Genomic DNA, 25,560 nt, shown 5'->3' with positions numbered 1-25,560 from the left:
GTTGCGTGTACGGTTCCCGTATCGGCGTCGAAGCGTGGCGCCCGTACCCCGAACCGGCGGGACATCCGGACACACATGTATGTGGGGACTCTGTCCTTCGACCTGCTCCTCGGTGACGTCCGCTCGCTGAAGGAGAAACGCTCTCTCGTCCGTCCCATCGTGGCCGAGCTCCAGCGCAAGTACGCGGTGAGCGCGGCGGAGACGGGCAACCAGAACCTCCACCGCAGGGTCGAGATCGGGCTGGCGGTGGTATCCGGGGACACGGGACACCTCACCGACGTACTCGACCGCTGTGAGCGGCTGGTCGCGGCGCGGCCCGAGGTGGAACTGCTCTCGGTTCGACGCAGGCTCCACAGCGACGAAGACTGAAGCAAGCAGCAAGAGAAGTTACTAAGGAGACGGACCAGTGGCCGACAACGCGCGTGCCAAGAGGCTGGCGGACCTCATCCGAGAGGTGGTGGCCCAGAAGCTGCAGCGCGGGATCAAGGACCCGCGGCTCGGCTCCCACGTCACCATCACGGACACCCGGGTCACCGGGGACCTGCGGGAGGCGACCGTCTTCTACACCGTCTACGGCGACGACGAGGAGCGGGCCGCCGCGGCCGCCGGTCTGGAGAGCGCCAAGGGCGTGCTCCGCTCCGCGGTCGGCGCGGCGGCCGGCGTGAAGTTCACGCCGACGCTGACCTTCGTGGCCGACGCCCTGCCGGACAACGCCCGCACCATCGAGGACCTCCTCGACAAGGCGCGCCAGTCCGACGCGAAGGTGCGCGAGGTCTCGGCGGGCGCCGCCTACGCCGGTGAGGCGGACCCGTACAAGAAGCCGGGTGAGGACGAGGACGACACCGCCGTATGACGCAGAAGACCACCACGCCCGACGGGCTCGTCATCGTCGACAAGCCGTCGGGCTTCACTTCGCACGACGTCGTCGCCAAGATGCGCGGCATCGCGAAGACGCGCCGCGTCGGGCACGCGGGCACCCTCGACCCCATGGCGACCGGCGTGCTCGTCCTGGGCGTGGAGAAGGCGACCAAGCTCCTGGGCCATCTGGCGCTCACCGAGAAGGAGTACCTGGGCACGATCCGCCTCGGGCAGACGACGGTCACGGACGACGCGGAGGGCGGGATCACGGGGTCGGTCGACGCCTCGAAGGTCACCCGGGACGCGATCGACGCCGGGATCGCCAAGCTCAGCGGCGACATCATGCAGGTGCCGTCCAAGGTCAGCGCCATCAAGATCGACGGCGTGCGGTCGTACAAGCGGGCCCGGGAGGGCGAGGAGTTCGAGCTCCCGGCCCGCCCGGTCACCGTCTCCTCCTTCGCGGTGTACGACGTCCGGGACGCCGTCGCCGAGGACGGCACCCCCGTCCTCGACCTGGTCGTGTCGGTCGTCTGCTCCTCCGGCACCTACATCCGGGCGCTCGCCCGCGACCTGGGCGCCGACCTCGGTGTCGGCGGCCACCTGACCGCCCTGCGCCGCACCCGCGTCGGCCCGTACAAGCTGGACGCGGCGAGGACGCTGGACCAGCTCCAGCAGGAGCTCACCGTCATGCCCATCGCCGAGGCGGCCGCGGCCGCCTTCCCCCGCTGGGACGTCGACGCCAAGCGGGCCCGCCTGCTGACGAACGGCGTACGCCTCGACATGCCCGACGAGTACGCGTCGGCGGGAACGGTCGCCGTCTTCGACCCCGAAGGCCGCTTCGTCGCGCTCGTGGAGGCACACAAGGGCAAGGCCAAGAGCCTGGCCGTCTTCGGCTGACCGGGGAACCAGGGAGCCTGCCCGTGGAGCGGCGATCACGGGGTTGCGCCGCCGCTCCACGGTCCCCCCTCGGTTCCCCCACCCCTAGGGTGTATCCACCGACCCCCCACTGTTCACCCGTGCGGGCAGGCGCTCGGAGTGAAGCGGGGGAGCGGAAGGGGGCGCGTTCACCACGAGATCTGTCCCGCCGATCACCGCACGCATAACGTCGTAGACAGGGCACGGATGTACGGCGCAGGTGTACGGCGGGAGGTTCGCCATGGCGGCACGGGGCCCGCGAGGCGGAGGCGGACGCCGGGCGACGGCGACGGGGCCGACGTCTCCCGGAACACCGCGGGACGAGCCCGCTGAGGACGTCCTCGTCCGCATCCACGACCTCGCCGGGCGCCCCCGCGGCATCGGCTTCATGGCCGACCACCACGGCACGGTGGTCACCAGCCACGAGGCGGTCGACGGACTGCCCGGGCTGGTGCTGCGCGCCGACGGCGACCGCAGCTGCCTGGTGACCGCGGAGGCGGTGACGGCGCTGCCGGACCTCGACCTCGCCCTCGTACACACCGAGGGCCTCGGCGTGCAGCCGCTTCCGGTCACCGTCCGCGAGCGCGTCGAGAGCGGCACCTACGTGCGGCTGGCGGCCGGCTGCTGGCGTGAGGCGCGCGTCCTGGCCGCGACCTCCGTGACCTACGCGGCGACGGACCGCTTCCGCGCCCTCGACGACGCCCTGGAACTGGCCATCGGCACGGCCGGGCAGGACGCGCTGCGGCTCGGCGGAGGCGCCGCCGGCGGCCCGGTGCTCGACGCCGGCACCGGCGCGGTCGTCGGCGTCCTCGGCACGGCCCTGCAGAACGGCCACCGCGACACCGGCTTCGCCGTCCCCCTGCGCCCGGCACCGCCCGGCCCCCTGGCCGACCTCCTCGCCGTGAACACGGCCACGGTCCCCGCCTACGGAGCCGACCTCAACCTCGCCGGGGTCCTGGAACTGACGGCCTCCTCGGTGGGGCAGGACGGGCCGCCGGGAACGCTCGCGGGGCACGCCGGCCACACCGCGGGCGGGGCGGCGGCAGCGGTGCCGCCGGTCGAACGGGGCGATACGGCACGGCAGTTCACCCGCTTCACCCGGGCGAGCGCCCCGACCGCCGTACTGGGCCTGGTCGGCGCACCGGGCAGCGGCCGTACGACGGAACTCGCCGCGCTCGCCGCCCGCCGCAACCGCGGCGCCGAACCGGCCCCCACGCTGTGGCTGCGCGGCGCCGACCTGCGGGACGACGACACGACGGTCGCGGACGCCGCACGCCGGGCGCTGACCCGCGCCGCACGCATCGTCGCCGCGTCCGGGTCCGCCCCCGTGCCGGACCTCGGCGACCTCGGCCCGGACCGCCTGGCCCGGATCGCCGACGCCGCCGGCCGCCCGCTGCTGCTCCTCCTGGACTGCCCGGAGGAGATGCCACCGGTCCTGGCCGGCCGCCTGCGGCAGTGGACGGAGGGGACGGCGGCATGGCTGCGGACGACGGGGGCGCGGCTGGTGGTGGCGTGCCGGGAGGAGTACTGGGAGAGGGCCGGCGCGGAGTTCCCGCGGGAGCTGCTGTACGACCCCGGGGAGCCGGCCGTTGCCGGCGCGAAGCCCTCCCCGGCGGAGGAGCCCCCCTGTGTGCGCCTCGGGGACCTCCGCGAGGACGAGGCCCGCACGGCCCGCGCCCGCTACCGCGTCCCCGAAGGCACCCTCGAAGGGCCGGACGCCCGCCACCCCCTCACCCTCCGCCTCCTCTCCGAGGTCCTCACCGCCCTCCCCGACGCCCCCGGCGTCCCCGTGGACCGCGACGAGGTCTTCGCAGCCCACCTCGACCTCATGTGCCTGCGCATCGCCGTCCGCCTGGCCGACGGAAACGGCCTGCGCGGCACCGCCGTACGCCGCCTCGCGGCCAAGGTCTGCGGCCAGGTCCACGAGGCCGCCCGGCGCAGCCTGGGCCCCGGCCAGGGCGAGCTGGACCGAGCGGCCTTCGAGGCGACCTTTCCCCGGGGGCAGGCCCCGGCACGGCTCGGCGGCGGCACCGGCTGGGCCTCCGCCGTCCTCACCGAAGGCCTCCTCGTCCCCGCCGGCACCGGCTACCGCTTCGCCCACGAGGAGTTCGCCGACTGGATCCAGGGCATGCACCTCGACCTGGACGAGGCCCTGCGCGCCCTGGTCCACCGCCCGTCCGCCCCGGCCCACCCCGTCCCCGTGCCGCACCACCGCATCGGCCCCGTCGTACAGGCCCTGCTCCTGGTGGCCCGCGACCACGGCACCCGCCGACTCGCCCTGCGCCTGGAGGAGTTGGCCCGCGCCCTGCACGGCGATCCGGACTCCTGGTGGGCCGCGCGCCTGCTCACCGAGACCCTGCTGCGCGTCCCGGACGCGACCCCGTATCTCGGCGTACTGCGACGACTGGCCGACGACCTCGTGGCCTCGGCGAGCTCCGGGCGAGGTCCGCTCGGCCCCGCCTTCTGGACCGCCCTGCCCGTCCCCGAGCCCGAACGTCTCGACCTCCTGCGCCGGCTCCTGCCCGCCGACGGCCCCCCGCGGGACCCGGCGGCGGCCCCCGCTCCCCGCTTCCTCGACGCCGCCTCCCGCCTCCTCGCCGCCGACCCCACCGTCGTACAGCCGCTCCTGACCCGCTGGTTCGAGGACGACCGGCCGCTCCCGGCGACCCCGCACGCGACCGTGGCGGAGGCCGCGCAGGCGCTGCTGCACACCCATCGGCACCTCGCCCTGGACGACCTGATCGAGGTGATCGTCGACTGCGCGCACCGGCGGGCCGACGAGTTGCTCGCGGTGCTCGCCGAGGACGAGCCGTCGGCCGTCTGCCGGGCCGTCGACCGGTGGGCGCACGACGAACGCCCGGCCCGGCGGGTGGCGGCGGTCGCCTGCGGGCTGCGGGCCGCACCCCACGTCCGCACCGAGGCCGACCGCGAACTGCTGCGCTACGCGGCCCTCGCCGTGCTCGCCCGCCCCACCGACGCCACCCTGCACGGCGCCGCGCTCGCCCTTCTCGTACGCGACCCCCGCACGCGTGCCCGCCATCTCCCGCAGGCGCTGCGGCACTTCGCGGCCGGCGACCCACAGTTCCCGCCGAGCGCCCTGGTCGCCGCCCTGACCACCCATCCCGAACAGGTCCTGGACGCCTTCCGTCAGCGGCTGCGCGAGCGTGGTGACGCCGGAGACGCGCTGCGCACGCTCGCCGACGTCACCACGCCCCCGCTGGCCCGCCGGGTCGCCGACCTGGTCCGCGAGGCCGTGGAGCGGCGCCCGGAGACCGCGGCCGACGTGGCCGCGTACGTCGACCGGCGCCTGGACCAGGGGCCCGAGGCGCGCGCCGTCCTGCTGCCGCTGGTCACCGGTCTCCTCGACGGCGGCCCGGAGGAGGTACGGGCCGCCCTCGCCGCCGTACTCGCCGTACCGGGCACTGACGCCTCCCGCCCGCTGCGCCGCGAGCTCCTCGACTTCCTCCTCGCCCACGAACACGCCCCGGCCGTCCTGGACGCCCTGCTGCACGCCACCGCCCTCGCCGACGGAGAGGAGGTCCGCGACCTCGTCCACCGCACCGGCCTGCTGCTCGTCCGCACCCCCTACGGCGCGGCCGTCTTCGACCGCGGCCTGGTGGACCTGGGCCGCCATGTGCCCGGCTTCGCGGCCCGGATGGCCGGCTGGCTCACCGACAGCCCGCAGGCCTGGGCGGCGGTGGTGGGCCCCAGCACCCGCCGGATGATCGAGAACCTCGCGGGCGTCCGTGTCCCCGCCTGAACCGCTCCCGCCGCGTGCGTCGGGTCACAGCCCCCATGCCGATGCGGGCGAGGTGGGCCCGGCATGGCACCCTTAGTCCTGCGTAAGAGGTCGATACACACGGACACGGGTTCGAGGAGCGGTCACAGTGCAGCGCTGGCGTGGCTTGGAGGACATCCCCGAGGACTGGGGGCGCAGCGTCGTCACCATCGGTTCCTACGACGGGGTGCACCGCGGGCACCAGCTGATCATCCGGCATGCCGTGGACCGCGCCCGCGAGCTGGGCGTCCCCTCCGTCGTCGTCACCTTCGACCCGCACCCCAGCGAGGTCGTCCGCCCCGGCAGCCACCCGCCGCTGCTCGCCCCGCACCACCGCCGGGCGGAGCTGATGGCGGACCTGGGCGTGGACGCGGTCCTGATCCTCCCCTTCACCAAGGAGTTCTCGAAGCTGTCGCCGGCCGACTTCGTCGTCAAGGTCCTGGTCGACAAGCTGCACGCCAAGGCGGTCGTCGAGGGCCCCAACTTCCGCTTCGGCCACAAGGCCGCCGGGAACGTCGAGTTCCTCGTCGAGCAGGGCGAGGTGTACGACTTCGAGGTCGAGGTCGTCGACCTGTACGTCTCCGGCGAGGCGGGTGGCGGCGAGCCGTTCTCCTCGACCCTCACCCGGCGCCTGGTCGCCGAGGGCGACGTCCAGGGCGCCGCCGAGATCCTCGGCCGCCCGCACCGCGTGGAGGGCGTCGTCGTCCGCGGTGCCCAGCGGGGCCGGGAGCTCGGCTTCCCGACCGCCAACGTCGAGACGCTGCCGCACACCGCCGTCCCCGCCGACGGCGTCTACGCCGGCTGGCTGCACGTGAACGGCGAGGCGATGCCGGCCGCGATCTCCGTCGGCACGAACCCGCAGTTCGACGGCACGGAGCGCACGGTGGAGGCGTACGCCATCGACCGCGTCGGGCTCGACCTGTACGGGCTGCACGTGGCGGTGGACTTCCTCGCCTTCGTGCGCGGGCAGGCGAAGTTCGAGTCCCTGGAGGGTCTGCTGGAGCAGATGGCCGAGGACGTGAAGCGCTGCCGGGAGCTCGTGGGCGCCGCCGAGTAGCCGCGGCCCCCGTCACGAAGGGCGGCCGGTGCCTTCAGGCACCGGCCGCCCTTCGTCGTCCGTGAGGGCTACTGCTGCGTCCAGCCCGGCGGTACGGCACCGGGCTGACCCTGCTGCGGGTCCTGCGGCGGGGGAGGCTGCTGCTGCCAGCCCTGGCCCGGTGCGGGCTGCTGCGGGGGCCGGCCCCAGCCCTGGCCCGGCTGGGGCTGCCCGGGCTGGCCGTAGAGCTCCTGCTGGGGCTGCTGGGGATGCTGCTGCGGGGCCGGGTAACCCTGCTGCGGCTGCTGGTACTGCATGTTGGGGTTGCCGAAGCCCTGCTGGGTACGGGCGATGTCCTCGGCGATCAGTGCCGCGAGGTCGAAGTAGGCCTCGCGGGTCTTGGGCCGCATCATGTCGAGGTCCACCTCGGCGCCCGCCGCGAGATGCTCGTCGAAGGGGATCACGACGACGCCGCGGCAGCGGGTCTCGAAGTGGGCGACGATGTCCTCCACCTTGATCATCTTGCCGGTCTCGCGGACACCGGAGATCACGGTGACCGACCGCTGGACGAGGTCGGCGAAGCCGTTCGCCGAGAGCCAGTCGAGCGTGGTCGAGGCGCTGCTCGCGCCGTCCACCGACGGGGTGGAGATGATGATCAGCTGGTCGGCCAGGTCGAGGACCCCGCGCATCGCGCTGTAGAGCAGACCGGTACCCGAGTCGGTGAGGATGATCGGGTACTGCCTGCCCAGCACGTCGAGCGCGGATCGGTAGTCCTGGTCGTTGAAGGTCGTGGAGACCGCGGGGTCCACGTCGTTGGCGATGATCTCCAGCCCCGAGGGCGCCTGCGAGGTGAAGCGGCGGATGTCCATGTAGCTGTTGAGCTGCGGGATCGCCTGCACCAGGTCACGGATGGTGGCACCTGTCTCGCGCCGCACCCGTCGGCCGAGGGTGCCGGCGTCCGGGTTGGCGTCGATCGCCAGGATCTTGTCCTGCCGCTCGGTGGCGAGCGTCGCGCCCAGTGACATGGTCGTCGTGGTCTTGCCGACACCGCCCTTGAGGCTGATGACCGCGATCCGGTAGCAGGACATCACCGGCGTACGGATCAGCCCCAGCTTCCGCTCCCGCTCGGCCTGTTCCTTCTTGGCACCGAGCTTGAAGCGCGAGGGGCCCTGGTTGTTCTTGCGGGCCTTCGGCTGGTTGCGCAGCAGCCGGTCCGAGGAGAGCTCGACGGCGGCGTTGTAGCCGAGCGGCGTGCCCGGGGCGGCCTGCTGCTGCGGGGGCGCGCCGGGACCGGCCTGCGGACCGGGGGGCGCGGTCCAGCCGCCCTGGCCGGCCGGGGCGGTCTGGTTGCCGTAGGGGGTGGGGGGCTGCTGCTGGGCCGGGGCCGGGGCCGGAGCCGGGGGCTGGTTCGGGTGGGGCTGGGGCTGGGCCGGGGGCTGCGGCTGCGGCCCCGGCTGCTGGGCCTGGTCGGGCTGGGGGTAGCCGTATCCGGCCGGGGGCTGCGGCTGGGGCTGTGGCTGCTGGTGGGGCGGGTAGCCGTAGCCGGGCTGCGGGGGCTGCGGGGGCTGGACGGGCTGGCCCGGCTGACCCGCCTGGCCCGGCTGGCCCGGCTGGCCGGGGGTCTGGGGGTAGCCGTATCCGGCCGCCGGGTGCGGCGGTCCGGGGTGCGGCTGCGGCTGGGCCGGGTGGGGCTGGGGTGCCTGGGATGCTTGCGGCGCCTGGGGGCCGTAGCCGGCCTGCTGCGGGTACGGGGGCTGGGGCGCCTGCCGGGGGTCGACCGGTGCGGGCTGGCCGGGGTGCGCGGACACCGGGCCGAAACCGCCCTGCGCGGGCGGCTGTTGGCCGTCGGGCAGGCCGAACTGGCCCGGCTGCGCGGGCTGGCCAGGCTGGCCGGGGGCCTGGGGGTAGCCGTATCCGGCCGGGGGCTGGGGCTGTCCCGGCTGGGGCTGGACCTGCTGGACGGGCGGTTGACCCGGCTGCGGCTGGCCTGTCTGCGGCGCATGCTGCGGATAGCCGTAGGCGCCCGCCTGCGGGTCCGGGTGGCCGGGCTGCTGCGCGGCGGCCTGCGCCGGGTCGGCGGGGACGAAGCCCTGCGGCAGCGGGGGAAGGCCGGGGGCGCCCTGCGGCGGTACGGGGGGCTGCCCGGCCGGCGGTGTGGCCTGCGGCGGCTGGGTCTGGTTCTGGGCAGGGGGCGCGAGGGCCTCCGGCGCCGGCACGGCTCCCGGTTCCGGCTCGGCATCGGGCTGCACGGGGGAGCCGGTGCCGGACGTGGCCTGGGCGGACTCGTCGCCCTCGGCGGTGGCGGGGGCGGGGGAGCCCGTCCCGCTCTCGTCGACGGTGGTCTCCTCCGGCTCCTCGACGTCGTCGTCGCCGCCGAAGAGGCGGGCCGCCTCGGCGTCGGCCGCGGCGTGGTTGAGCTCCAACTCCTCCGGCTGCTCCAACTCCTCCGGCTGCTCCAACTCCTCCGGCTGCTCCGACTCCTCGGGCTGTTCGGGGGCGGCCGAGGGGGTGCCTGCGGGCGGGGTGGACGTGCCAGCCGGGACGCCGGACGCCGGGGTGGCCGTGGCGGGCACGCTCGACGGGGTGTCCTCGTCTACCGGGCGCAGCACGGGGAAGCCGGGTGCGGCGGAGGGCTGGGCGGGCGCCTGCTGCTGCGGAGCCGCGGGCGGGACGGCGGCCTGCGGCTGGGGTGCGGCGGGCTGCTGGGCCGGGGCCTGCTGGGCCGGGGCGTGTTGCTGGGGTGCGGGTGTCGCTGCGGGCGCGGGGGCGGGCGCGGCTGCCGGTGCGGCGGGCTGCGCGGGAGGCTGTGCCTGGGGCGCCCCGAAGCCACCGGAGGTGTCCTGGCCGGGCTGGGGTGCGGCGGCCGCCGGCTGCTGCGGGTAGCCGTATCCGCCGGGCGCCGCGGGAGGGGTGCCCGGAGCGGCCTGCTGCGGGTAGCCGTAGCCGTCCGGAGCCGCGCCCTGCGCCGGTGCGGGCGGCGCAGGGGCGGAAGCCTGCGGAGCCGGAGCCGGAGCCGGAGCCGGAGCCTGCGGAGCGGCGGGGGCCTGGGGTGTGGTGCCCGGAGGTCCCGTGGGCGATCCGATGGGCGGACCGGTCGGCGGTGGTGGTGAGTTCTGGCCGGAGTCCTGCTGTCCACCGCCCGTACCACCGGTGCTCTGTGCGTACCAGGCGGGAGGCGTGTAGACGATTTCGAACTCGCCGGTGAGATCCACCTCGTGATCGTCCCCGTCCGAGGAAGGGCTCCCGCCGTTGTACTCGGACCGATCCCTGTTCACTGCTTGCCTCCTGGTCAGCCACTGCTGATGAGCTGGTCGTCGTCGCGGCCGGGCGGACCGAGTGGCTAGTCCCACGCGACTGCGATCGTCACCGCACCACCAGAAGCCTAATCACTCGCTTGGCGGGACGGAAAAGCCCCCATGGGCCCGGACGGCCAAGCACCGTGGGCCCGGACGGCCAAGCACCGCAGGCCCGGACGGCCAAGTCCCGCGTGCTCGGACGGACCCGGACGGCGAAGTTCCGCGTGCAGGGGCGGACGAGCCTCGCGGGCGCGGACGGAAGGCCCTGACGAACCGTTCCCGGGGGCCGTACGAAATGCCCCGTGGGCGCGGCTCGTTCGGGCTCCGCCCCCGCGCCCACGGACGACGACACGTCAGTCCATACGGCGGGCCACGCCGAGCAGCCCCGTCTCCGCGTCGGTGGGATCGGTCATGACGAACTTCTGATGCTTGCGAGTGCACCACATGGCGACGCCGTCGTGAAGGGTCGGCAGGTGCTGGAGTTGCTCCTCGGGAATGCCCAACGTGTCGCGCACCACCTCCGTCTCGAACGGCGAGATGCGCTGAACACCGACGAGATGGGCCTGGGCCAGCCAGCGCGGCGCGTGCTCGCTGACGAAGGGCAGCACCGTCACGACGGCCTGCCACGGCACGGAGGTCACCCGCCCGCGCGGCGGACGAATGCCGCAGTCTCGGATCAACACCACCGGACTGGACACCGACGGCCCCTGCGCGGGCACCCGGCCCACCGGATACACCGTCACGCACTGCTGGCCGCCGCCCGCCGCCTGCGCCAACTGCTGCCAGGCCTGCGGGCGTCCGGTCTCGACACCCACGCGCGCGCCCGTCGCGGCGGCGCGCAGCGCCAGCACCTGGGCGAGCCACAGACCGCCCACGAGGACGACGTCGAACGGCGTCGGCCGGGACAGGCCGAGCACGGCCGGCTGGCCTTCCGCGTCGCTGCCGATGAGCACGCCGTCGTCACCGATCGGCATGCTGATCGCCGCGAGCTCCTCGGCGGTGACGACATGACGGTTGCGGCGCGGCCCGCGCAGCCCGAACCCCGGGCTGGCGATGCGCCGTTGCTGCTGCGGGCTCTCCGGCTGCCGGATGATCGGGATCATGCCGGTGTCGGTGGGCGAGGCCACGTGGGCGGGCGTACGGGCGGGGGTGCGGCCCTGCTGTCCCTGGGTCATGGCCGGAGTGGGCTGGGACATCAGTAGGTACCTCCGAGCGGCAGAGTCGCGAGGGCCCCGGGCACCTGCTCCCGGTCGAGACGGACGAGGCCGACCTTCGCGGCGCTCGCGGCCCGCTCCAACTCCCGTCCCACCTGGCCGAGTTCGTCGTCACCGCGGGCGGTCACCCGAATGTGTCCGGCGAGCGAGACACCGCGGTTGCCGGCCTTGCTCAGGGTCATGCTGAACGTCGTGGCGAGCACCGGCAGCGAGGTGAGCCGCGTGACCAGCTCGGGCAGCGCCACCCCGCCGTTGCCCAACTGCGGCCAGCGGGACACCCAGTAGGTGGTGTGCCAGCGGTCGTCGACCCGCCAGGTCTTCACCGCCTCGACGGTACGGCGCTGGCTCCGCCCGTCCTGGGCGGCGTGCTGCTGGCTGGCACGCGGGTTGAGGCAGCTGGACGTCGCCAGTGCCTGCACCAGTTCGGTCTCGTCCAGGAGGGTCGCCTTGAAGCCGGCGCCGGCCAGCCGGCTGGTGAGCTGGTCGGCGACGCGCAGCAGCGCCTTCTGCGCCCCGGGGACACCGTCCCCGCGCGCCTGCACCGCCTCCGGGCACAGTTCCGGATCGAGCTTGAGGGCCACCCAGGTGAGCCGCAGCGCGGGCGAACCGACCTGGGCCTGCAGGGGGCCGTAGGACCGCGCGGCGAGCGACTGCTGGGGCAGGTGCGGGGCGGGCGCCGGCTGGGTGTGCTGCACGACCTGCGCGGAGGCGAGCCGGATGCCGTCGACCTCCAGGGCGTCCTGGATGAGCCTCAGCGGCAGTTGCCGGTGGGCCGCCGCGGGGCGCAGCGGTTCGTCGGCGGGCTGCACGAACAGGACGGCCGTCAGGAAGGTCCCGTCGCCGATCATGCCGATCTGGCGGTTGTCACGGGAGACGAAGGCGTACGTCCGCAGGGCGGGGTCGCACTCGACGACCGGGGCCAGCATCGCCTCCGTGCCGGGCGGCACGGGCAGCTTGGCGTCGCGGCGGCGCTGCCGGAGGGCGCGCGTGGTCTCGTACCACTCGGGCAGGGGCCGCCGGGCGCGGCGCAGGACCGCCAGGAGCAGCAGCAGGACGGCCACGACACCGGCCGGTACCAGCAGCCAGGACACGTCGGCGGCCCATGCGGCGAGCAGGACCGCCGCCGCGAGTTCCACCAGTATGAGCTGCTGCAGTCGTACCGGACCCAGGCCGCCCGGCCGGGGCAGCGTGCGCGGCGACGCGGCGACGGCGGTGGGCGGAGCAGCCGTCGTGCGTCTGTCTCCCGGGCCCCCCTGTGGCTGCTGTGCGCGGCGTCCGCGCCGAGTGCTCGTAGCGCTGCTCATCCCCCGGGACATCCCTTTCGCGAATTCAGTGGCCGCTCACTGGGCCCACGACAACCATGTGGGCGGCTCACGGTACCCGTTGCGCGACGGCGGGCGACACACGGGACACCGAAACCCCAGGTGGCCACCCTGTCACGGACCCGCCTCGCGTGGTGGAGCGCTGTGGTGAAGCTCTGTGAAGATGCGGGGTCGGCCGAACACCTGGTGAACCGTCCTGTCGCGGCGCAGGGCATAGTAGGTGCCTGCGCGACCGAAGGTGCCTCAGCCGCTTCGCGTCGGCGATCGGACATCACAGACGCGATCGAGCAGTGCGGGCACTGCGGGCGCAGTTGAGGCACTGCGGGCACTGCTGACGCAGTGCAGTTGCTGCGGACGCTGCTGACGCAGTACAGGCACTGCTGACGCAGTACTGGCACTGCGGACACTGTGAGTGCTTCGGACACGATCGAGCAGTACGAAACGGGAGAAACGGGGACCATGGCAAAGCGTCAGGACGAGCTCGCCGCCTACAACTTCGCTCGAAAGCGCACCGTCGCGGCCTTCCTCGCGCCGTCGCCGGGCGGCTCGGAGGAAGGCGCCCCGCGTCCGGTCCGCACGGTGACGCCCAGCCTGGCGCTCGGGATCGTCCTGGTGGTGGGCTTCATCGCCTGGGGCGTGATCAAGCCGACGGCGCCGCAGGGGTGGGACACCCCCGGGCAGTACATCATCGTCGACAGCGACTCCACGACGCGGTACGTGGTGCTCCCCGACGAGACGTCCAGCGGCAAGAAGGTCCCGACGCTGCACCCGGTGCTCAACTACGCCTCCGCCAAACTGCTGTTGGACAAGGGCAAGGGCAGCGTCCTGGAGGTCTCCGGCAAGGAGATCGACAAGAGCGACATCGCGCACGGCGCCACCCTCGGAATCCCGTACGCCCCCGACCGGCTGCCCTCCGCGAGCGACGCGGAGAAGACGAAGACATGGGCGGTGTGCGAGCGCCCCGCGCAGGGCTCGGGCAGCACCGAGGACGGCAACATCGACCGCGCGGTGTTCGTCATGGACGCCGCGGACGCCAAGTCCCTGAACGGCACGGGCAAGGTCGGCCCCGGCCAGGCCCTGTACGTCAAGGACCCCAAGACCGACCGGGAGTACCTGGTCGACGGCAAGGGCAACCTCTTCTGGCTCGGTGGTCCCTCGGTCGGCGACGCCGCCACCATGCAGCAGTTGCGCTCCGCCGTCATCGGCGGCACGGCCAAGGCGCAGCCGGTGAGCCAGGAATGGCTGCGCACCCTGAACGCGCGCGGCATCATCTCGTTCCCGAAGGTCCCCGGCGCCGGCGGCACGACCTCCGTCAAGGGACTGCCCAGCGGGACGAGCACGGTGGGCCAGGTCCTGGAGGCGCCGGACGCGCAGGGCATGCAGTACTACGTCGTCCTCAAGGACAAGGTCGCCGTCGTCACGCCCTTCGTGGCGCAGCTGTTGATGCAGTCGCCCCAGGCCCAGAACACCAGCGCCACCAAGGTCTCCTCCGGTGTGATCATCCAGGCCAACGGCGGCCCCGCGGACACCTTCTACGGCGACCAGGGCTGGCCCCAGTCCGTCCCGCGGCAGGCCAACCCCGCGACCACGGCGACCGGCGAGGCCCGCACCACCTCGTGCAGCGTCTACGATGGCACGATCGGCGCGGACAAGAAGCCGCAGCTGGCGGCATGGGCCGGAACGACGTACCCGAAGAAGGTCATCGCCGACTCGCTGAGCGCCTACGTGTCCTCGGGCTCCGGCCTGCTGTTCCAGGAGGTCACGGGCGCAGCCGGTGGAGGCGGCGCCTGGTACCTGCTGACCGACACCGGTCTGCGCTACTCGCTGCCGTCGAACAACGACACCACGGCGAAGGGGACTTCGGCCTCATCGACGTCCACGTCGGGCGAGGCGAGCGAGACGGACAAGGCCCGCACGCGCCTCGGCTACGAGGACGTCTCCAGGCCGGCGATCGTGCCGCAGACGTGGGCGACGTTCATCCCGAAGGGGCCCACGCTGGACACGGGCGGCGCGAAGCAGGAACAGAGCCAGTGACCTGCGGGGCCGTGAACGGGTGGTCGAAGTCCGCCTGCCGTCACGGCCAACGGACGTATCAGAAAGCGCACTTGAGGGTAAGACGGCACATGGGTCACGAGAGCGTCGCTCAAGTGTGTGAGCCGTGTAACTGATTGGTCCTGTCAGTGGATGAGTGACAGGCTGACGATAGAGTGTTTGCAGCGCTCAACGGTGCGAAGCTTCTCCGGGTACCTGGCAGGTTTCCCGGAGCCGACAACATGAACGACGACATGGGGGAAGGTTCATCATGGCCGGCCAGTTCCGGGTAACAGAGGACGAACTCACCAAGCTCTCCGGTGACATCAACACCGTCAACGGCCAGCTGCAGGGCGAGATCCGCCGTCTCAACGGCGTCATCGAGCAGATCGCCGGCGGTTGGAAGGGCCAGGCGGCCACGTCCTACCACCAGCTGCAGGAGCGCTGGAACGCGGACGCGAAGAAGATGAGCGACATTCTCAACGACATCAAGGAAGCCGTGGACTCCACGCGGAGCAACTACTCCGCGTCGGAGGAGCAGCAGAACTCCGAGATCAGCAAGATCATGTCGGACTTCGGCTGATCCAGCGGGCATTCGGAGGCTCCCGCCTCCGATCTCCTCTCCCGGATCAGCTCCCCCTGTCTTCCACCACTCTTCCTGAAAGGGAACTGACGATGTCGATCCTCGTCAATTACGCAACGATCACCAACGCGTCCACCGACGTCCGCACCACCGCCGGCCGGATCAAGCAGCAGCTCGAGGACCTCGAGGCCTCGGTCAAGCGCGTCGCCGCCACCTGGGAGGGCGAGGCGCAGGAGGGTTACCAGCGCAAGCAGCGCGAGTGGGACCAGACCGCCCAGGACCTGCACTCCACCCTGCTGAAGATCGCCACCGCTCTGCAGAACGCGGCCGACAACTACCAGGCCACCGAGAAGAGCAACGCCTCGACCTGGGGCTGAGCGCGTCGGCGACCCGAGGGACCTGAGGGACCTGAGATGAAGAGAATCGGCCCAGCCGACGCCACAGCGTCCGCTGGGCCGAGCTCTGCTCCGGGTTCGTGCACGACCCGTGCGGGGCGATACACAGCAAATCCCGCAAATCTTCACACTCGTCAGCAATACGTCTCGGACGTCGAGGAAGCCCTGGGGGCCTGGACAATGAGGGGCCTGAACGTGAAGGGCCACAGAGCCCGTTCGCGTAGCCGCAACGGCCGCAACGGCCGCGGCACCGGAACCCGCGCGGCGCAGCGGGTCCTCGGCGTGCTCGCGGCCGCCGGGGTCTGCCTGGCGTCGACGCCGCCGGCGCTGGCCTCCGACCGTCACCCCGCCCCCGGCCACGCGGACTTCGGGCTGGCCGCGAGCGGGGAGTGCGTCTTCGGGGGCGGCGTCATCAAGTCCACGCCGTGGTCGCTGCAGCGGGTCCTGCTGGACCAGCTGTGGGCCCAGGCGACGGGCAAGGGCGTGACGGTCGCGGTGATCGACACGGGCGTCGACAGCTCCAACCGCCAGCTGAGCGGTGCGATGGCCTCCGGCGGCAAGTCCTACGTCGGCGGCTCGGGCACCCAGGACCTCGAGGGTCACGGCACGCGCGTGGCGGGCATCATCGCGGCCCGCCCGATTAAGGGCACCGGGTTCGAGGGGATCGCGCCCGACGCCAAGATCCTGTCCCTCCGCTACACCGGCGGAGAGAACAAGCAGGGCAACTCGGGAACCATGGCCTCGGCGATCCGCGACGCGGTCGCCAAGGGTGTGGACATCATCAACATCTCGTCGGACACCGCGAACAAGAAGGACGACCCGACGCTGCGGAGCGCCGTGACGGCGGCCGTGAACGCGGGCGCCCTCATCATCGCGGCCGCCGGCAACGACGGAGCCGACGGCAAGTCCGCGGACACGTACCCGGCTTCGTACGACGGCGTCCTGGCCGTCGCGGCCTCCGACCGCAACGACGAACGCGCCTACTTCTCCCAGTCCGGCGACTTCGTGGACGTGGCGGCACCGGGCGTCGACATGGTCTCGACGGTCCCGAAGGGCGGCCAGTGCACGGCCGACGGCACGAGCTTCGCGGCGCCGTACGTGGCGGGCGTCGCCGCCCTGCTGAAGCAGGCGCACCCGACCTGGAAGGCGGCCCAGATCGCCACCCGGATCGAGCAGACGGCCCAACGGCCGGGCCGGGGACCCAACCAGTTCACCGGATGGGGCGTCGTCGACCCGGTGGCCGCCCTGTCGGACACCTCCACCCCGGCCACGTCCCCGACCCCCGACCCAACGGTGCAGGCCGGGTCCGGCGGGGTCGTCCCCATGGCGGTGACCATGGGCGAGAGCGAGGCCGAAAAGGAACGCCGAACAGCCATCTACGTACTGGGCACCGGACTGGCCCTGGTACTGGTGGTCGCGGGGAGCGGGGTGGCTGTGCGGGATTGGCGGAGTCGGCGGACCGGGCGGGCCGGCCGATGAGTTCGGCGCTGAACGGTGCTGACCACTTGAGTAACAGGGGAGAGGACAACGGGGTATGAGTAACGGAATGCGGGTCGATCTGAGCGCACTGGATGAGGTCATCCGAAAGCTCAACGGCCTCCTCTCGGACATGGACAAGGCCAACACCAAGGCCAAGTACGAGACGGACATCCCGAGCAGTGCCTTCGGCAGTGAGAAGTTCCTGGAGTCCAACGAACTTCACGACGCCCACCAGAAGCAGAAGACCAGGATCGAGAACATGATCAGGGACCTGCACAAGCTGATCGACGACTTCGGTACCAGCACCTCGAAGGTCAGGGACAAGTACAGCAACCAGGAGCACGCGAACGCACAGGGCGTCAGCGCGACTCCCAAGGGTGGGTCCGCCTACTAGGCGGTTCGGCGACCGGTCACTGACGGAGGGGATGTTCGAAGATGTACGGCTACGGCTACACGCCTACCGAAGAGCAGATCAAGGCCCAGCAAGAGGCTCAGAAGCAGCGGATCAAGGACAAGCACGACGAGAAGCTCGAATCACTGCCCGACGGGGGCATGGGAGGGCCGGACCGGAGCAAGCTCGACACCCATTTCATGAAGATGGGTATCCCGGAGCTGCGCTCAATGATCCTGGACGCGGACCCCAACCGCATCTACGAGGTCAGCCAGCACTGGAAGTCCGTCCACAACATCCTGTCCGGCGGCGACGGTGACGCCAAGACCGGCGGCGTGGACTCGGTCTCCTCGAAGGACAGCGTCGCGGGCATGATGCAGAGCGCCGTGGAAAACGTCCTCGAGCACTGGGAGGGCGACGCGGCCGAGGCCTTCCGCAAGAAGGCCAACGAAATCATGGGGAACGTCCGCAATGCGGCCGCATGGGCCAACCACTACGGGGAAACCATGCACGCCGTCCAGAACGACCTGCGCAACTCCATGAGCAAGATGAGGGACGTCAAGGAGCCCTCGGGCTGGGACCGGGCGTGGGACAAACTCACGGACGACAACCGCAGCGACGAGCAGCTCCTCGCCGATATCAACAAGGGCGTCAGCACGGACGCCGCCCGCCAGGCCAACGCGGATTCCTTGTCCAAGGGTAAGGAAGAGCAGTTGAAGGGGGTGGCGATTATGGAGCAGTTGGGGGTTAACTACAAGGCGTACGCGAATCCTGGGTATTTCGACGGGGACAAGAAGGACCCGTTCTCGCCGCCTAACCCTAGTACGCCTATGCCCCCGCCCATCTCTGTGCCATCTGCTGGCGGTTCCGCTCCAAGCAGGGCAGGAACGACAGCCAAGCCTTGGAGCGCGGGCCCGACGGCCAGCATTAAGCCGTCTCCGACTGTTCCGCGCGATCAGGGCATCACCGGCGGTTCACAGCTCCCGACGGTCCCGACGACCAAGACGAATGTCGACAGCATCCCCCCGGGTATGGGCGGACCTGGCCCCGGCACGGGTGTTGGCGGACCCAGCGTCGGTGGAGGCGGCCTCGGTAATCTCGGTGGCGGCGGATCCATGAGCCCCGGCGTTCTGGCTGCCGGCGAAGCAGGCGGTCTCGCGGGAGGCGCTGCTGCACGCGGCGGCATCGGAGCCATGGGCGGTCGCGGAGGCCTGGCCGGGGGCGGCGCAGCGGCGGGCCGCGGTGTCGGTGGCCGCGCGGGAATGGGCGGCATGGGCGGTGGCGCCGGTGCTGGGGCGGCCGGTCGAGGCGGCGCAAGCGCCGGCGGTCGTGGAGCACTCGCGAGGGCCCGTGGCGGTGTCGTCGGCGGGGCCAAGGGAGTCGGTAAGGGCGCCGGTGGCGGTGCAGGCTTGCACGGAAGCCGAGGCGGAACGCAGGCAGGTGCCGGCGGAGCTGGTGGCAAGGGCCGGAAGTCCAAGAAGGAGAACAGCCAGGGGGACCGTCCCGACTACTTGGTAGAGGACGAAGAGACCTGGATCTCGGAAGAGGACCGCAACCGCAACGTTCCGCGGACGATCGAGTAAGCGTGCCGTCGGGCCTGACGTAAGGTCGTCGTCGGCCCATTTGTCGGGCTGGTGACTCCAGCCGCAGCTGAGTGAGGAGCAGGGAGTTGGGTTTCAAGCGAGTCGGGTCCACGACTGGTGTCGTGGCGTTGACAGGGGCCTTGCTCCTCACTGCGGCTCCAATTGCGTCTGCGGATCAAGTCCGAGACGCGCAGTGGCCGTTGACCGTTTATAGCGCAGAAAAGGTCTGGAAAACCTCACAAGGCGCTGGTGTGACCGTCGCTGTAGTCGACTCGGGAGTCGACGCCTCCCATCCGGACCTCACCGGACAGGTCCTTCCGGGTAAAGACTTCACGGGAGCGGGAAGTCCGCATCGCGACACCGAGGGGCATGGCACAGCCATGGCAAGCCTCATTGCTGGGCATGGACACGGGGCCAGTAACTCTGCTGGTGTGATGGGTCTTGCGCCGAAGGCAAAGATCCTTCCGGTTCGCGTGGACCTGGCTGGTAACAAATTCGTCACTGCAAGTCTGGCCTCCGGCATTCGTTACGCCGTAGATCAAGGTGCTTCAGTCATTAACCTCTCGCTTGGTGATAGTAATTCCTACCCGGGATCGAAAGCGGCGAAGGCGGTTGCATATGCGCAGGCCCATGATGTAGTTGTGGTGGCAGCCACTGGCAATGATGCGGGGACCGTGAGCTATCCAGCCGCACTTCCTGGTGTGGTCGCTGTTACAGCTGTGGATCAGGGGCTAAATTTTTGGTCCAGTTCCAACACTGGAAATGTGACTGTCGCAGCGCCTGGAGTTGAAGTTGCACAAGCCGACCCGACCACAAAAAGCGGTTACGCGGTAGCGGACGGGACCTCGGGATCCAGCGCTTACGTCTCCGCCATCGTCGCCCTCCTCCGCTCCAAGTACCCCGACCTCACCGCAGGCCAGATCATCAACCGTCTGGTGAAGTCGGCGTCGTTCCTGAACAACACCGGCAAGAAGGCTCCGGACAAGGAGCTCGGCTACGGCATCGCCCGCCCGGGTTCAGCGCTGACGATGGACATTCCGAAGGGGCCCAAGGAAGGTCCTCTCGCTCAGGCCTCGTCCTCCACTTCAACGCAGTCCGGCTCCGCCTCCGGCGACAACAACCCGAGCCAGGCGGCCAAGAAGAAGGACAAGTCGTCCTCCAGCGGCATCCTCCTGATCGCCGGCATCGCAGCCGCCGTAATCGTCCTCGGTGTCGTCTTCGCGGTGATCCGCAGCCGCCGTAACCGCGGCAGCGGCGGCTCCGGTCCGGGCGGCGGCGGTATGCCCCCGCATGGCACCGGCTACCCGCCCCAGCCCCCGACGGGCTACCAGCAGTACCCCAACACGCCTCCCAATCAGGGCTACCCCACCCCTCCGGGACAGTCCCCGCAACACCCCAACCCCTACGCACAACAGCCCCCGCATCAAGGGCAGTAGGTAATTCAGCCGGGTGACCGATGCCCAGGCCGATTCGTTGAAGAGAGTGGTGTCTCCGCTGAGGCGTTCGACGCCGCGCCGGGAGACACCACTCTTTGCGTTCATGCCTTGCGGACCCGCTGTACAAGCCCATCCCTGACGCCATTTGGTGCAAGTCAGGTGGATCACGTCGTCGTCAGTAACTGGAGTGTCGTTGGCTATCAAGCGGATGTGGTCCGCCACAGGAGCCGCAACCCTGGGCAGGGGTACTTCTCATGGCCGCGGCTTCCCCTGCTTCGGCAGACTATGTGCGAGACCGCGAGTGGGTCCTGGACGTCTTCTGATCAAGTCGGCCTCGTTCCTTCATCGCAAGGGCCTGAAGGCGCCGGACGAAGGGTACGGCTACGGAATCATCCGCCCCTTCTCGGCCCTCAAGATGAACATCCCCAAGGGGCCGGAAGCGAATCCGCTCGGCGCATTCAGCTGATCGACGATGCAAGCAAAAGCAACGAAAGCTCAGCGACTACGAACAAGGAGGAATCCTCTTCAATGGGCGCACTCGTCCTTCTCGTCGGTGTCATCGGCCTGGTGGCGGTGATCGCCGCCGTCACCGCCCTGCTGATCGCACGCAGCCGTCGGAACACGCGCAACGGCACCCCCGCGAACGCCGTTTACCCTCACGCGGGATACCCGACTCAGCAGTCGATGCCGCCCGGCCCCGGCTACGGGCACGCCGCTCCGCCCGCTCAGCCGCCGCAGCAGCCCAACCCCTATGCGCAGCAACCCCCCTACCAGGGCTGAAGGGGACGACGGCGGTTCCCTCTTTCGGATGAGAGTGATCCCGGTGCCTCTTGCCCTGCCGTAGCTGCGACGCGTACCGCTTCGGCGGCAGGCGATGGCACCGCGCTCCTGTGGTGGCTTCCCGCAGGACCTCAAGGGCGGTGGTGATCGATCTGGGCGCCCGGTGGATCGCGATGGTCTTCCTCGGCGGACTGGTGCTGGCGTTCGGTATGGCGTTCGCCGCCACGAGCAGGTTCCCGCGCGAGGCCGCACAGATCGGCGTGATCACTCGGGAGGTCTCGCAGACCCGGGTGGGGACGGTGCGCAAGCGGACGGTCCGCGGAAGGGGTGGCAGTAGCTACACGGCCGGGTTGTCGTAACTCCTCCCCGGCTCGGGAAACTCCTTCAGGGCGACTCCGAGGCCGCCGACCGCCAGGCCACCGGCGACTGTCGCCTCGTCGATCGCATCCTTTACGGCGCCGTAGGCCTCGGTCGCTCGCCCCCACGTCCTCACCATCTCCGCCATTTCGACAATGGCGGCGCCGTAGCCGGCGCAGAGGCCCACGCCCGTCTCCATCAGCGCTGTGCCCGCCGTCAGTTCGATCTCCACGAGTAGCGCCTGGTCCGCCAGTTGCTCCAGTACGCCCTTGATCAGCTCTGCGCCTCTCGCGATCGCGCGGCCGATGTCCATGTACGAGGTCTGGAGGTCCCGCATGTGCCCGTCCAGGGTGTCGATCTTCTTCGCCAGCTCGTCGAAGTAGACGTAGGCGGAGTCGGCGGCATTGCCGTTCCAGCCGGCGTCCAACTCCTTGTTGCCGGAACGCAGGTTCGTGGCCAGGTCCTTGGTGAAGCTGCCCGTGTTGCGCCACATCTCGGCGCATTTCACGTACGACGCCCAGTCACCGGTGAACCACGCGATGGCCGTCTCCAACGGGTTTGACCCGAAGGTGAACTCGATGATCCCCAGCAGCCATTCGCTGGGACTGAGGAAGTCGCTCACCGTTTCGACGCTGTCGCCGATGACCCCCTGGGAGAACTCCTCCGGCTCGCTGGGTGCTTTGAGATGGCCGACGGGTTCGGCGGCGTCCGCGAAACTCATGGGGTCCGTTCTCCGTGGGGGCTAGCGCTTGCTCGGCGGGTAGGTGGCGTCCAGGCGGGATGCCTGGTCCTGGTCGGTCGTCCGGTAGTACGCCGCGGATTTCGACAACTCCTCGGCGCTGGCGGACAGAAGCGTGTGCAGACGGGTGAGGACGTTCTTGACCCCGTCCATCGCCTGCGAGTGCAGTCCGATGGCGTAGAGGAACAGCCCCTGTCCGTGGAGGGCATCCATGCCGCCGTATTGGGCGATGTACTCCTGCGCATGGTGCACATCGACGGCTGCGCGCCCCACCTGACGGCTGTACCCGTCAAGGTCGTCGGGTCTGACTTGGAACGTCATGTCCCACCCCACATCATGCGCACTGTCCGTAATCGGTCGGCTACTCTAGCGCGTTCCGAAACCCCCTCGACGAGGAGCAATGCGCATGGAACGGCCAGAGGTCGGCGACGAAGAGTTCCTCGACATCGCCAAGGACCCCGCTCGGGCACGGGCGTTGCGCAAGTCGTTGCAGCGGCTCGCCGACAGCCGGGACGAAACCCTGCGGGAGATGGCACGCGAAGTGCTCGCCGGGCGGGTCGGGTTGCGTCAGGCGGCGCGGAACGGGGCGTATCGGGAGGCGCTGAGTGAGGGGGCGAAGGCGGGGATGCGTGCGTACGACCGGATGAGTGCCGAGGAGCGGCTGGCCGCCGAGGCCGAGGGGCGGCGGCAACTGGACGAATGTCAGGGCGAGATCGACCGGGAGCGGGCCGAGCGGCAGGGCGAGCGCGCGAGGGGCCGTAAGGGCGGGGAGGCGCCACATGAGTCGCGGGGCTGGCGACTGTAGGCGCGAGCGCGTGGGGCATCGCCCGTACGAGTGAGGTCCCGCGGGCCGCCAACTGTGAGCTGTAGGCATCGTTTTGGCCAGAGGGCTGCAAAGCGTGTGTCATCGCCTGGCTCCGAGCGCACAAAGATCCCTTCCGTGACAGCGCTCCCCGGACATGCTGGCGACGTCCGGACGATCGACCGAGGAGCGGGATGAGCGGGCAGTTCGGGGTGGACCCCGCCACGCTAAGGGAGCTGGCGGGCAAGTTCGACAGGGAGGCGACGGGGCTCGCCAAGCCGATCGAGGGGTTCGCGGCGAGTGCGGCCGAGATCGGTGAGGCCTTCGGCCTGCTCGGTGTCTGCGACGGCGCGGCGGAGAAGTACGGGCAGTTGCTGAGCCACACGGTCAAGGCGCTGGGCTACCTGCCCGACGTACTCAGCAGCGACGGAGACCGGCTCCGGCTCAACGCGGGCAACTACACCGACTCCGACCAGACCGCTGTCGGCTATCTCAGCGCCGCCGTCCGGCGCACGGGAGGCGGCCCGGCGTGAGCGTCAACAGCTGGATCGACGGCAAGGTACTGGACGTCCTGGAGGCGTTCGGTGTGGAACTGCCGGGCGGCGACGGACCCGCTCTGCGCACCATCGCCCACCAGTGGGACCTCATGGGCACGGAACTGAGCGACCTCGTACGGGCCGTGGACGCGGCGATCGCCGGTGTCGACAAGGAGGGCTGGCACGGCGAGGCACGCGACGCCTTCGAGAGGCACTGGCAGGAGCAGCGCCGGGTCGTCCTGCAGACCGCGGACGACTTCCATCACGTGGCCGACGGGCTGCGGGCCTACGCCACGGAGATCGACGGGATCAACGAGGAGATCATCGACATCTGCGTCGAGATCGCCGAGATGGAGATCGCCGGCGCCGCACTGTCCTTCTTCACCGGCTTCCTCTCCGACCTCGTCGCCAACACCGCCGTGGCCGAGCGCGTGGCGAAGATCGTGGACCTGGTCAAGGTGTTCACCTCTGCGGCGGAGAAGGTGGCCGCCCTGCTGGAACGGTTCACCGGACTGAGCGCGGAGACCGTCGCCACCCTGGAACGAGTGCTCACGACCGTCGCCCGGATCACCGCGGACTTCACCAAGACGGGCCTGGAGAGCCTCGTCACCAACTTCGCTGCCGACTCCGGCAGTCTCATGCTGAACCAGGCCGCCCACGGCCAGCCGGTGACCGTCGGCGACGACCTCACCGCCGGCAGCCGTGCCGCGGCCGGTACGGCGGCGTTCACCGCGGTCGCCGGAACCGCAGGAGCCCGCCTGACCGGGACGGCCGGGGACATCCTGCGGGGCGACGGCCTCCTCGGTACGACGGTCAACGGCGCCGCCGGCAATGTCGCGGGCGGTCTCACGGCCGACGTCGTCGCCGGACAGGACCCGTCGACGATCGGCGAGGACGCGCTCACCAACGCCGCCACCGGTGCCGTCGGCAACGCACAGAACCACGGCGTCAACCACGCCCTGGAACAGCACGGCAGCCTCGGCGGCGAGAACCTGAGCGACCGCGGGAAACTCGCGGACGGCGCCTTCAAGAACACGGTGGGCACCACCCTCAACACAGGCGTCTACGCCGCCGGTTCCGGGATCGAGTCCGATCTGCAGGACCTGATGAAGGACGAGAAGGACGAGTGAGAGTTCCGAACGCCGTTCCGAACCCCGTCGACCTCGCCGCGGTGTGGACGCCGAACCCGGACCACCCCTACACGTGGGCCAAGTTCTTCGGTCTGCTGGCCGTGGTGTTCGGCTCGGTGATCGCGCTCGTCGGGGTGTACGCGGCACGCAGCACATGGCGCGGCCTCGAGCCGGCGCGTCGGCGCAAGCAACTGCGGCCGCTCGCCGTGACGGCCGGCGTCTTCGTCGCCTTCGGCGCGGCGCTTGTGGCGTTCGGGGTGTGGCTGTTCTAGGCCTTCACGGATTCGCCGTCACGCGAAGAACGTCACCAGCAAGCTGATCGCAAGTCCGAGCACACCCACTCCGACCAGCATCATGCAGGCCCGGAACAGCCTCTGGCTCTCACCTTCCCCGTACGGGAAGCCCGTGACGGCGACGAAGACGCCGGCCGCGAGCGCGATCAGCGCGCCGAAGCCCCACGCGCATCCCAGCGCGATGGCGTAGACCCAGCCGCGGTCCAGCTGGTAGGTGGTGTCGCCGCTGCGGCGGGCTTCGAGGACGTGGCCCTTCCGGTAGAGCGCGTCGCTCTTCAGTTCGGCGTTGAGGTCCCTCGCCGAGCCGTTGTCGGCGGTGAAGGTGCCGTAGCACCACCTGGTCTTGGTCTTCTTCCGTGAACTGGTCGACGAGCCGCGGTACTTGTAGTCGACCGTGCAGGTCTCGACCGTGAGCTTGCCCGGCGTGGACGTCGCGTAGCGGACGGGGCCGAGGTAGGCGCCCAGGCCCAGGAGGACGACACCCACGAGGATCAGGCCCGCGCCGATGAGCCGGGCCAGGCCGGTTCGGTCTCCTCGGGTGGCGGTGTCCGGCGCGGTGTTCCCATGTACTTGGGTCATTCAAAGGTCCTCAGAACGCAGAACTCG

General features: G+C 70.9%; 24 protein-coding genes. 18 read left to right on the top strand and 6 right to left on the bottom strand.

Annotated elements, in window-relative coordinates; translation table 11 throughout:
• The first annotated feature begins 75 nt into the window (after positions 1-75).
• The 5 genes from ACQF4J_RS14480 (at position 76) to ACQF4J_RS14460 (ending at position 6,608) form a co-directional block, all read left to right on the top strand.
• Positions 76-369: a DUF503 domain-containing protein gene (locus ACQF4J_RS14480; RefSeq protein ID WP_351568071.1), complete on the top strand. Its 294-nt coding sequence runs from the start codon at positions 76-78 to the stop codon at positions 367-369.
• A 37-nt stretch (positions 370-406) separates the two neighbouring features.
• A complete protein-coding gene (gene rbfA / locus ACQF4J_RS14475) occupies positions 407-853 on the top strand; it encodes a 30S ribosome-binding factor RbfA (RefSeq protein ID WP_351568068.1) in 447 nt (148 codons plus the stop codon).
• Positions 850-1,755, top strand: coding sequence for a tRNA pseudouridine(55) synthase TruB (truB, locus tag ACQF4J_RS14470; protein ID WP_351568065.1), 906 nt, complete (start codon positions 850-852; stop codon positions 1,753-1,755). Before rbfA ends, truB begins: the two co-directional genes overlap by 4 nt.
• A gap of 259 nt (positions 1,756-2,014) precedes the next feature.
• Positions 2,015-5,533: a serine protease gene (locus tag ACQF4J_RS14465; RefSeq protein ID WP_427165768.1), complete on the top strand. Its 3,519-nt coding sequence runs from the start codon at positions 2,015-2,017 to the stop codon at positions 5,531-5,533.
• 127 nt (positions 5,534-5,660) lie between these two features.
• Entirely contained in the window at positions 5,661-6,608 is a 948-nt protein-coding gene (locus ACQF4J_RS14460) for a bifunctional riboflavin kinase/FAD synthetase (protein ID WP_351568059.1), read from the top strand.
• A gap of 68 nt (positions 6,609-6,676) precedes the next feature.
• Here ACQF4J_RS14460 and ACQF4J_RS14455 read toward each other — a convergent pair whose 3' ends face one another.
• From ACQF4J_RS14455 to eccE, 3 genes are all read right to left on the bottom strand, one after another.
• A complete protein-coding gene (locus ACQF4J_RS14455) occupies positions 6,677-9,862 on the bottom strand; it encodes an SCO5717 family growth-regulating ATPase (protein ID WP_427165767.1) in 3,186 nt (1,061 codons plus the stop codon).
• A 374-nt stretch (positions 9,863-10,236) separates the two neighbouring features.
• Positions 10,237-11,079 (bottom strand): hypothetical protein, encoded by an 843-nt coding sequence (locus ACQF4J_RS14450; protein ID WP_427165766.1) that lies wholly within the window; start codon positions 11,077-11,079, stop codon positions 10,237-10,239.
• Positions 11,079-12,401, bottom strand: a complete 1,323-nt coding sequence (eccE, locus tag ACQF4J_RS14445; protein ID WP_351578320.1) for a type VII secretion protein EccE — start codon at positions 12,399-12,401, stop codon at positions 11,079-11,081. The genes ACQF4J_RS14450 and eccE overlap by 1 nt, the downstream gene beginning before the upstream one ends.
• A 477-nt stretch (positions 12,402-12,878) precedes the next feature.
• Here eccE and eccB point away from each other — a divergent pair, with 477 nt between their 5' ends.
• From eccB to ACQF4J_RS14400, 9 genes are all read left to right on the top strand, one after another.
• The gene (gene eccB, locus ACQF4J_RS14440) at positions 12,879-14,453 is read left to right on the top strand and encodes a type VII secretion protein EccB (protein ID WP_351578323.1); all 1,575 of its coding nucleotides are present in this window, start codon (positions 12,879-12,881) and stop codon (positions 14,451-14,453) included.
• 268 nt (positions 14,454-14,721) lie between these two features.
• The gene (locus tag ACQF4J_RS14435) at positions 14,722-15,033 is read left to right on the top strand and encodes a WXG100 family type VII secretion target (RefSeq protein ID WP_351578326.1); all 312 of its coding nucleotides are present in this window, start codon (positions 14,722-14,724) and stop codon (positions 15,031-15,033) included.
• A gap of 92 nt (positions 15,034-15,125) precedes the next feature.
• Entirely contained in the window at positions 15,126-15,410 is a 285-nt protein-coding gene (locus ACQF4J_RS14430; RefSeq protein ID WP_427165765.1) for a WXG100 family type VII secretion target, read from the top strand.
• Between the two features lie 213 nt (positions 15,411-15,623).
• Positions 15,624-16,907, top strand: a complete 1,284-nt coding sequence (gene mycP / locus ACQF4J_RS14425) for a type VII secretion-associated serine protease mycosin (protein WP_427165764.1) — start codon at positions 15,624-15,626, stop codon at positions 16,905-16,907.
• Positions 16,908-16,962: 55 nt separating this feature from the next.
• Positions 16,963-17,301, top strand: coding sequence for a hypothetical protein (locus tag ACQF4J_RS14420; protein WP_351578332.1), 339 nt, complete (start codon positions 16,963-16,965; stop codon positions 17,299-17,301).
• A 41-nt stretch (positions 17,302-17,342) separates the two neighbouring features.
• Positions 17,343-18,881 (top strand): hypothetical protein, encoded by a 1,539-nt coding sequence (locus ACQF4J_RS14415; protein ID WP_427165763.1) that lies wholly within the window; start codon positions 17,343-17,345, stop codon positions 18,879-18,881.
• A 251-nt stretch (positions 18,882-19,132) separates the two neighbouring features.
• Complete coding sequence (locus tag ACQF4J_RS14410) at positions 19,133-20,317, top strand: S8 family serine peptidase (RefSeq protein ID WP_427165762.1); 1,185 nt, start codon at positions 19,133-19,135, stop codon at positions 20,315-20,317.
• A gap of 528 nt (positions 20,318-20,845) precedes the next feature.
• Positions 20,846-21,097, top strand: coding sequence for a hypothetical protein (locus tag ACQF4J_RS14405; protein WP_427165761.1), 252 nt, complete (start codon positions 20,846-20,848; stop codon positions 21,095-21,097).
• A gap of 140 nt (positions 21,098-21,237) precedes the next feature.
• A complete protein-coding gene (locus ACQF4J_RS14400; RefSeq protein ID WP_427165760.1) occupies positions 21,238-21,456 on the top strand; it encodes a hypothetical protein in 219 nt (72 codons plus the stop codon).
• Here ACQF4J_RS14400 and ACQF4J_RS14395 read toward each other — a convergent pair.
• A complete protein-coding gene (locus tag ACQF4J_RS14395) occupies positions 21,435-22,175 on the bottom strand; it encodes a hypothetical protein (RefSeq protein ID WP_427165759.1) in 741 nt (246 codons plus the stop codon). The two genes, ACQF4J_RS14400 and ACQF4J_RS14395, sit on opposite strands and share 22 nt — an antisense overlap.
• Before the next feature lie 21 nt (positions 22,176-22,196).
• Positions 22,197-22,514, bottom strand: coding sequence for a hypothetical protein (locus ACQF4J_RS14390; RefSeq protein WP_427165758.1), 318 nt, complete (start codon positions 22,512-22,514; stop codon positions 22,197-22,199).
• Positions 22,515-22,599: 85 nt separating this feature from the next.
• Here ACQF4J_RS14390 and ACQF4J_RS14385 point away from each other — a divergent pair, with 85 nt between their 5' ends.
• From ACQF4J_RS14385 to ACQF4J_RS14370, 4 genes are all read left to right on the top strand, one after another.
• Entirely contained in the window at positions 22,600-22,998 is a 399-nt protein-coding gene (locus ACQF4J_RS14385; RefSeq protein WP_427165757.1) for a hypothetical protein, read from the top strand.
• Between the two features lie 191 nt (positions 22,999-23,189).
• Positions 23,190-23,528 (top strand): ESX-1 secretion-associated protein, encoded by a 339-nt coding sequence (locus ACQF4J_RS14380; RefSeq protein WP_427165756.1) that lies wholly within the window; start codon positions 23,190-23,192, stop codon positions 23,526-23,528.
• Positions 23,525-24,661 carry a WXG100 family type VII secretion target gene (locus ACQF4J_RS14375; protein WP_427165755.1) on the top strand — a complete coding sequence of 379 codons (1,137 nt, stop codon included), beginning with the start codon at positions 23,525-23,527 and terminating at the stop codon, positions 24,659-24,661. Before ACQF4J_RS14380 ends, ACQF4J_RS14375 begins: the two co-directional genes overlap by 4 nt.
• Complete coding sequence (locus ACQF4J_RS14370) at positions 24,658-24,933, top strand: hypothetical protein (RefSeq protein WP_351578364.1); 276 nt, start codon at positions 24,658-24,660, stop codon at positions 24,931-24,933. The genes ACQF4J_RS14375 and ACQF4J_RS14370 overlap by 4 nt, the downstream gene beginning before the upstream one ends.
• Positions 24,934-24,951: 18 nt before the next feature.
• Here ACQF4J_RS14370 and ACQF4J_RS14365 read toward each other — a convergent pair whose 3' ends face one another.
• On the bottom strand, positions 24,952-25,533 hold the full coding sequence (locus ACQF4J_RS14365; protein WP_427165754.1) for a hypothetical protein: 582 nt from the start codon (positions 25,531-25,533) through the stop codon (positions 24,952-24,954).
• Positions 25,534-25,560 lie beyond the last annotated feature (27 nt).

This window comes from Streptomyces sp. C1-1 (genome assembly GCF_050214755.1).
In the GTDB taxonomy this organism is placed as follows: domain Bacteria; phylum Actinomycetota; class Actinomycetes; order Streptomycetales; family Streptomycetaceae; genus Streptomyces.
This window is presented reverse-complemented; position numbering and strand designations above follow the sequence as displayed.

Excerpts from the sequence above, each read along its gene's own strand:
- ACQF4J_RS14480 (WP_351568071.1), top strand. The coding sequence starts at position 76 with ATGTATGTGGGGACTCTGTCCTTCGACCTGCTCCTCGGTGACGTCCGC.
- eccE (WP_351578320.1), bottom strand. The coding sequence starts at position 12,401 with ATGAGCAGCGCTACGAGCACTCGGCGCGGACGCCGCGCACAGCAGCCA.
- ACQF4J_RS14405 (WP_427165761.1), top strand. The coding sequence starts at position 20,846 with ATGGGCGCACTCGTCCTTCTCGTCGGTGTCATCGGCCTGGTGGCGGTG.
- ACQF4J_RS14365 (WP_427165754.1), bottom strand. The coding sequence starts at position 25,533 with ATGACCCAAGTACATGGGAACACCGCGCCGGACACCGCCACCCGAGGA.
- ACQF4J_RS14430 (WP_427165765.1), top strand. The coding sequence starts at position 15,126 with ATGTCGATCCTCGTCAATTACGCAACGATCACCAACGCGTCCACCGAC.
- ACQF4J_RS14435 (WP_351578326.1), top strand. The coding sequence starts at position 14,722 with ATGGCCGGCCAGTTCCGGGTAACAGAGGACGAACTCACCAAGCTCTCC.
- ACQF4J_RS14385 (WP_427165757.1), top strand. The coding sequence starts at position 22,600 with ATGGAACGGCCAGAGGTCGGCGACGAAGAGTTCCTCGACATCGCCAAG.
- ACQF4J_RS14390 (WP_427165758.1), bottom strand. The coding sequence starts at position 22,514 with ATGACGTTCCAAGTCAGACCCGACGACCTTGACGGGTACAGCCGTCAG.
- ACQF4J_RS14395 (WP_427165759.1), bottom strand. The coding sequence starts at position 22,175 with ATGAGTTTCGCGGACGCCGCCGAACCCGTCGGCCATCTCAAAGCACCC.
- eccB (WP_351578323.1), top strand. The coding sequence starts at position 12,879 with ATGGCAAAGCGTCAGGACGAGCTCGCCGCCTACAACTTCGCTCGAAAG.
- ACQF4J_RS14450 (WP_427165766.1), bottom strand. The coding sequence starts at position 11,079 with ATGTCCCAGCCCACTCCGGCCATGACCCAGGGACAGCAGGGCCGCACC.
- truB (WP_351568065.1), top strand. The coding sequence starts at position 850 with ATGACGCAGAAGACCACCACGCCCGACGGGCTCGTCATCGTCGACAAG.
- ACQF4J_RS14420 (WP_351578332.1), top strand. The coding sequence starts at position 16,963 with ATGAGTAACGGAATGCGGGTCGATCTGAGCGCACTGGATGAGGTCATC.
- ACQF4J_RS14465 (WP_427165768.1), top strand. The coding sequence starts at position 2,015 with ATGGCGGCACGGGGCCCGCGAGGCGGAGGCGGACGCCGGGCGACGGCG.
- ACQF4J_RS14415 (WP_427165763.1), top strand. The coding sequence starts at position 17,343 with ATGTACGGCTACGGCTACACGCCTACCGAAGAGCAGATCAAGGCCCAG.
- ACQF4J_RS14380 (WP_427165756.1), top strand. The coding sequence starts at position 23,190 with ATGAGCGGGCAGTTCGGGGTGGACCCCGCCACGCTAAGGGAGCTGGCG.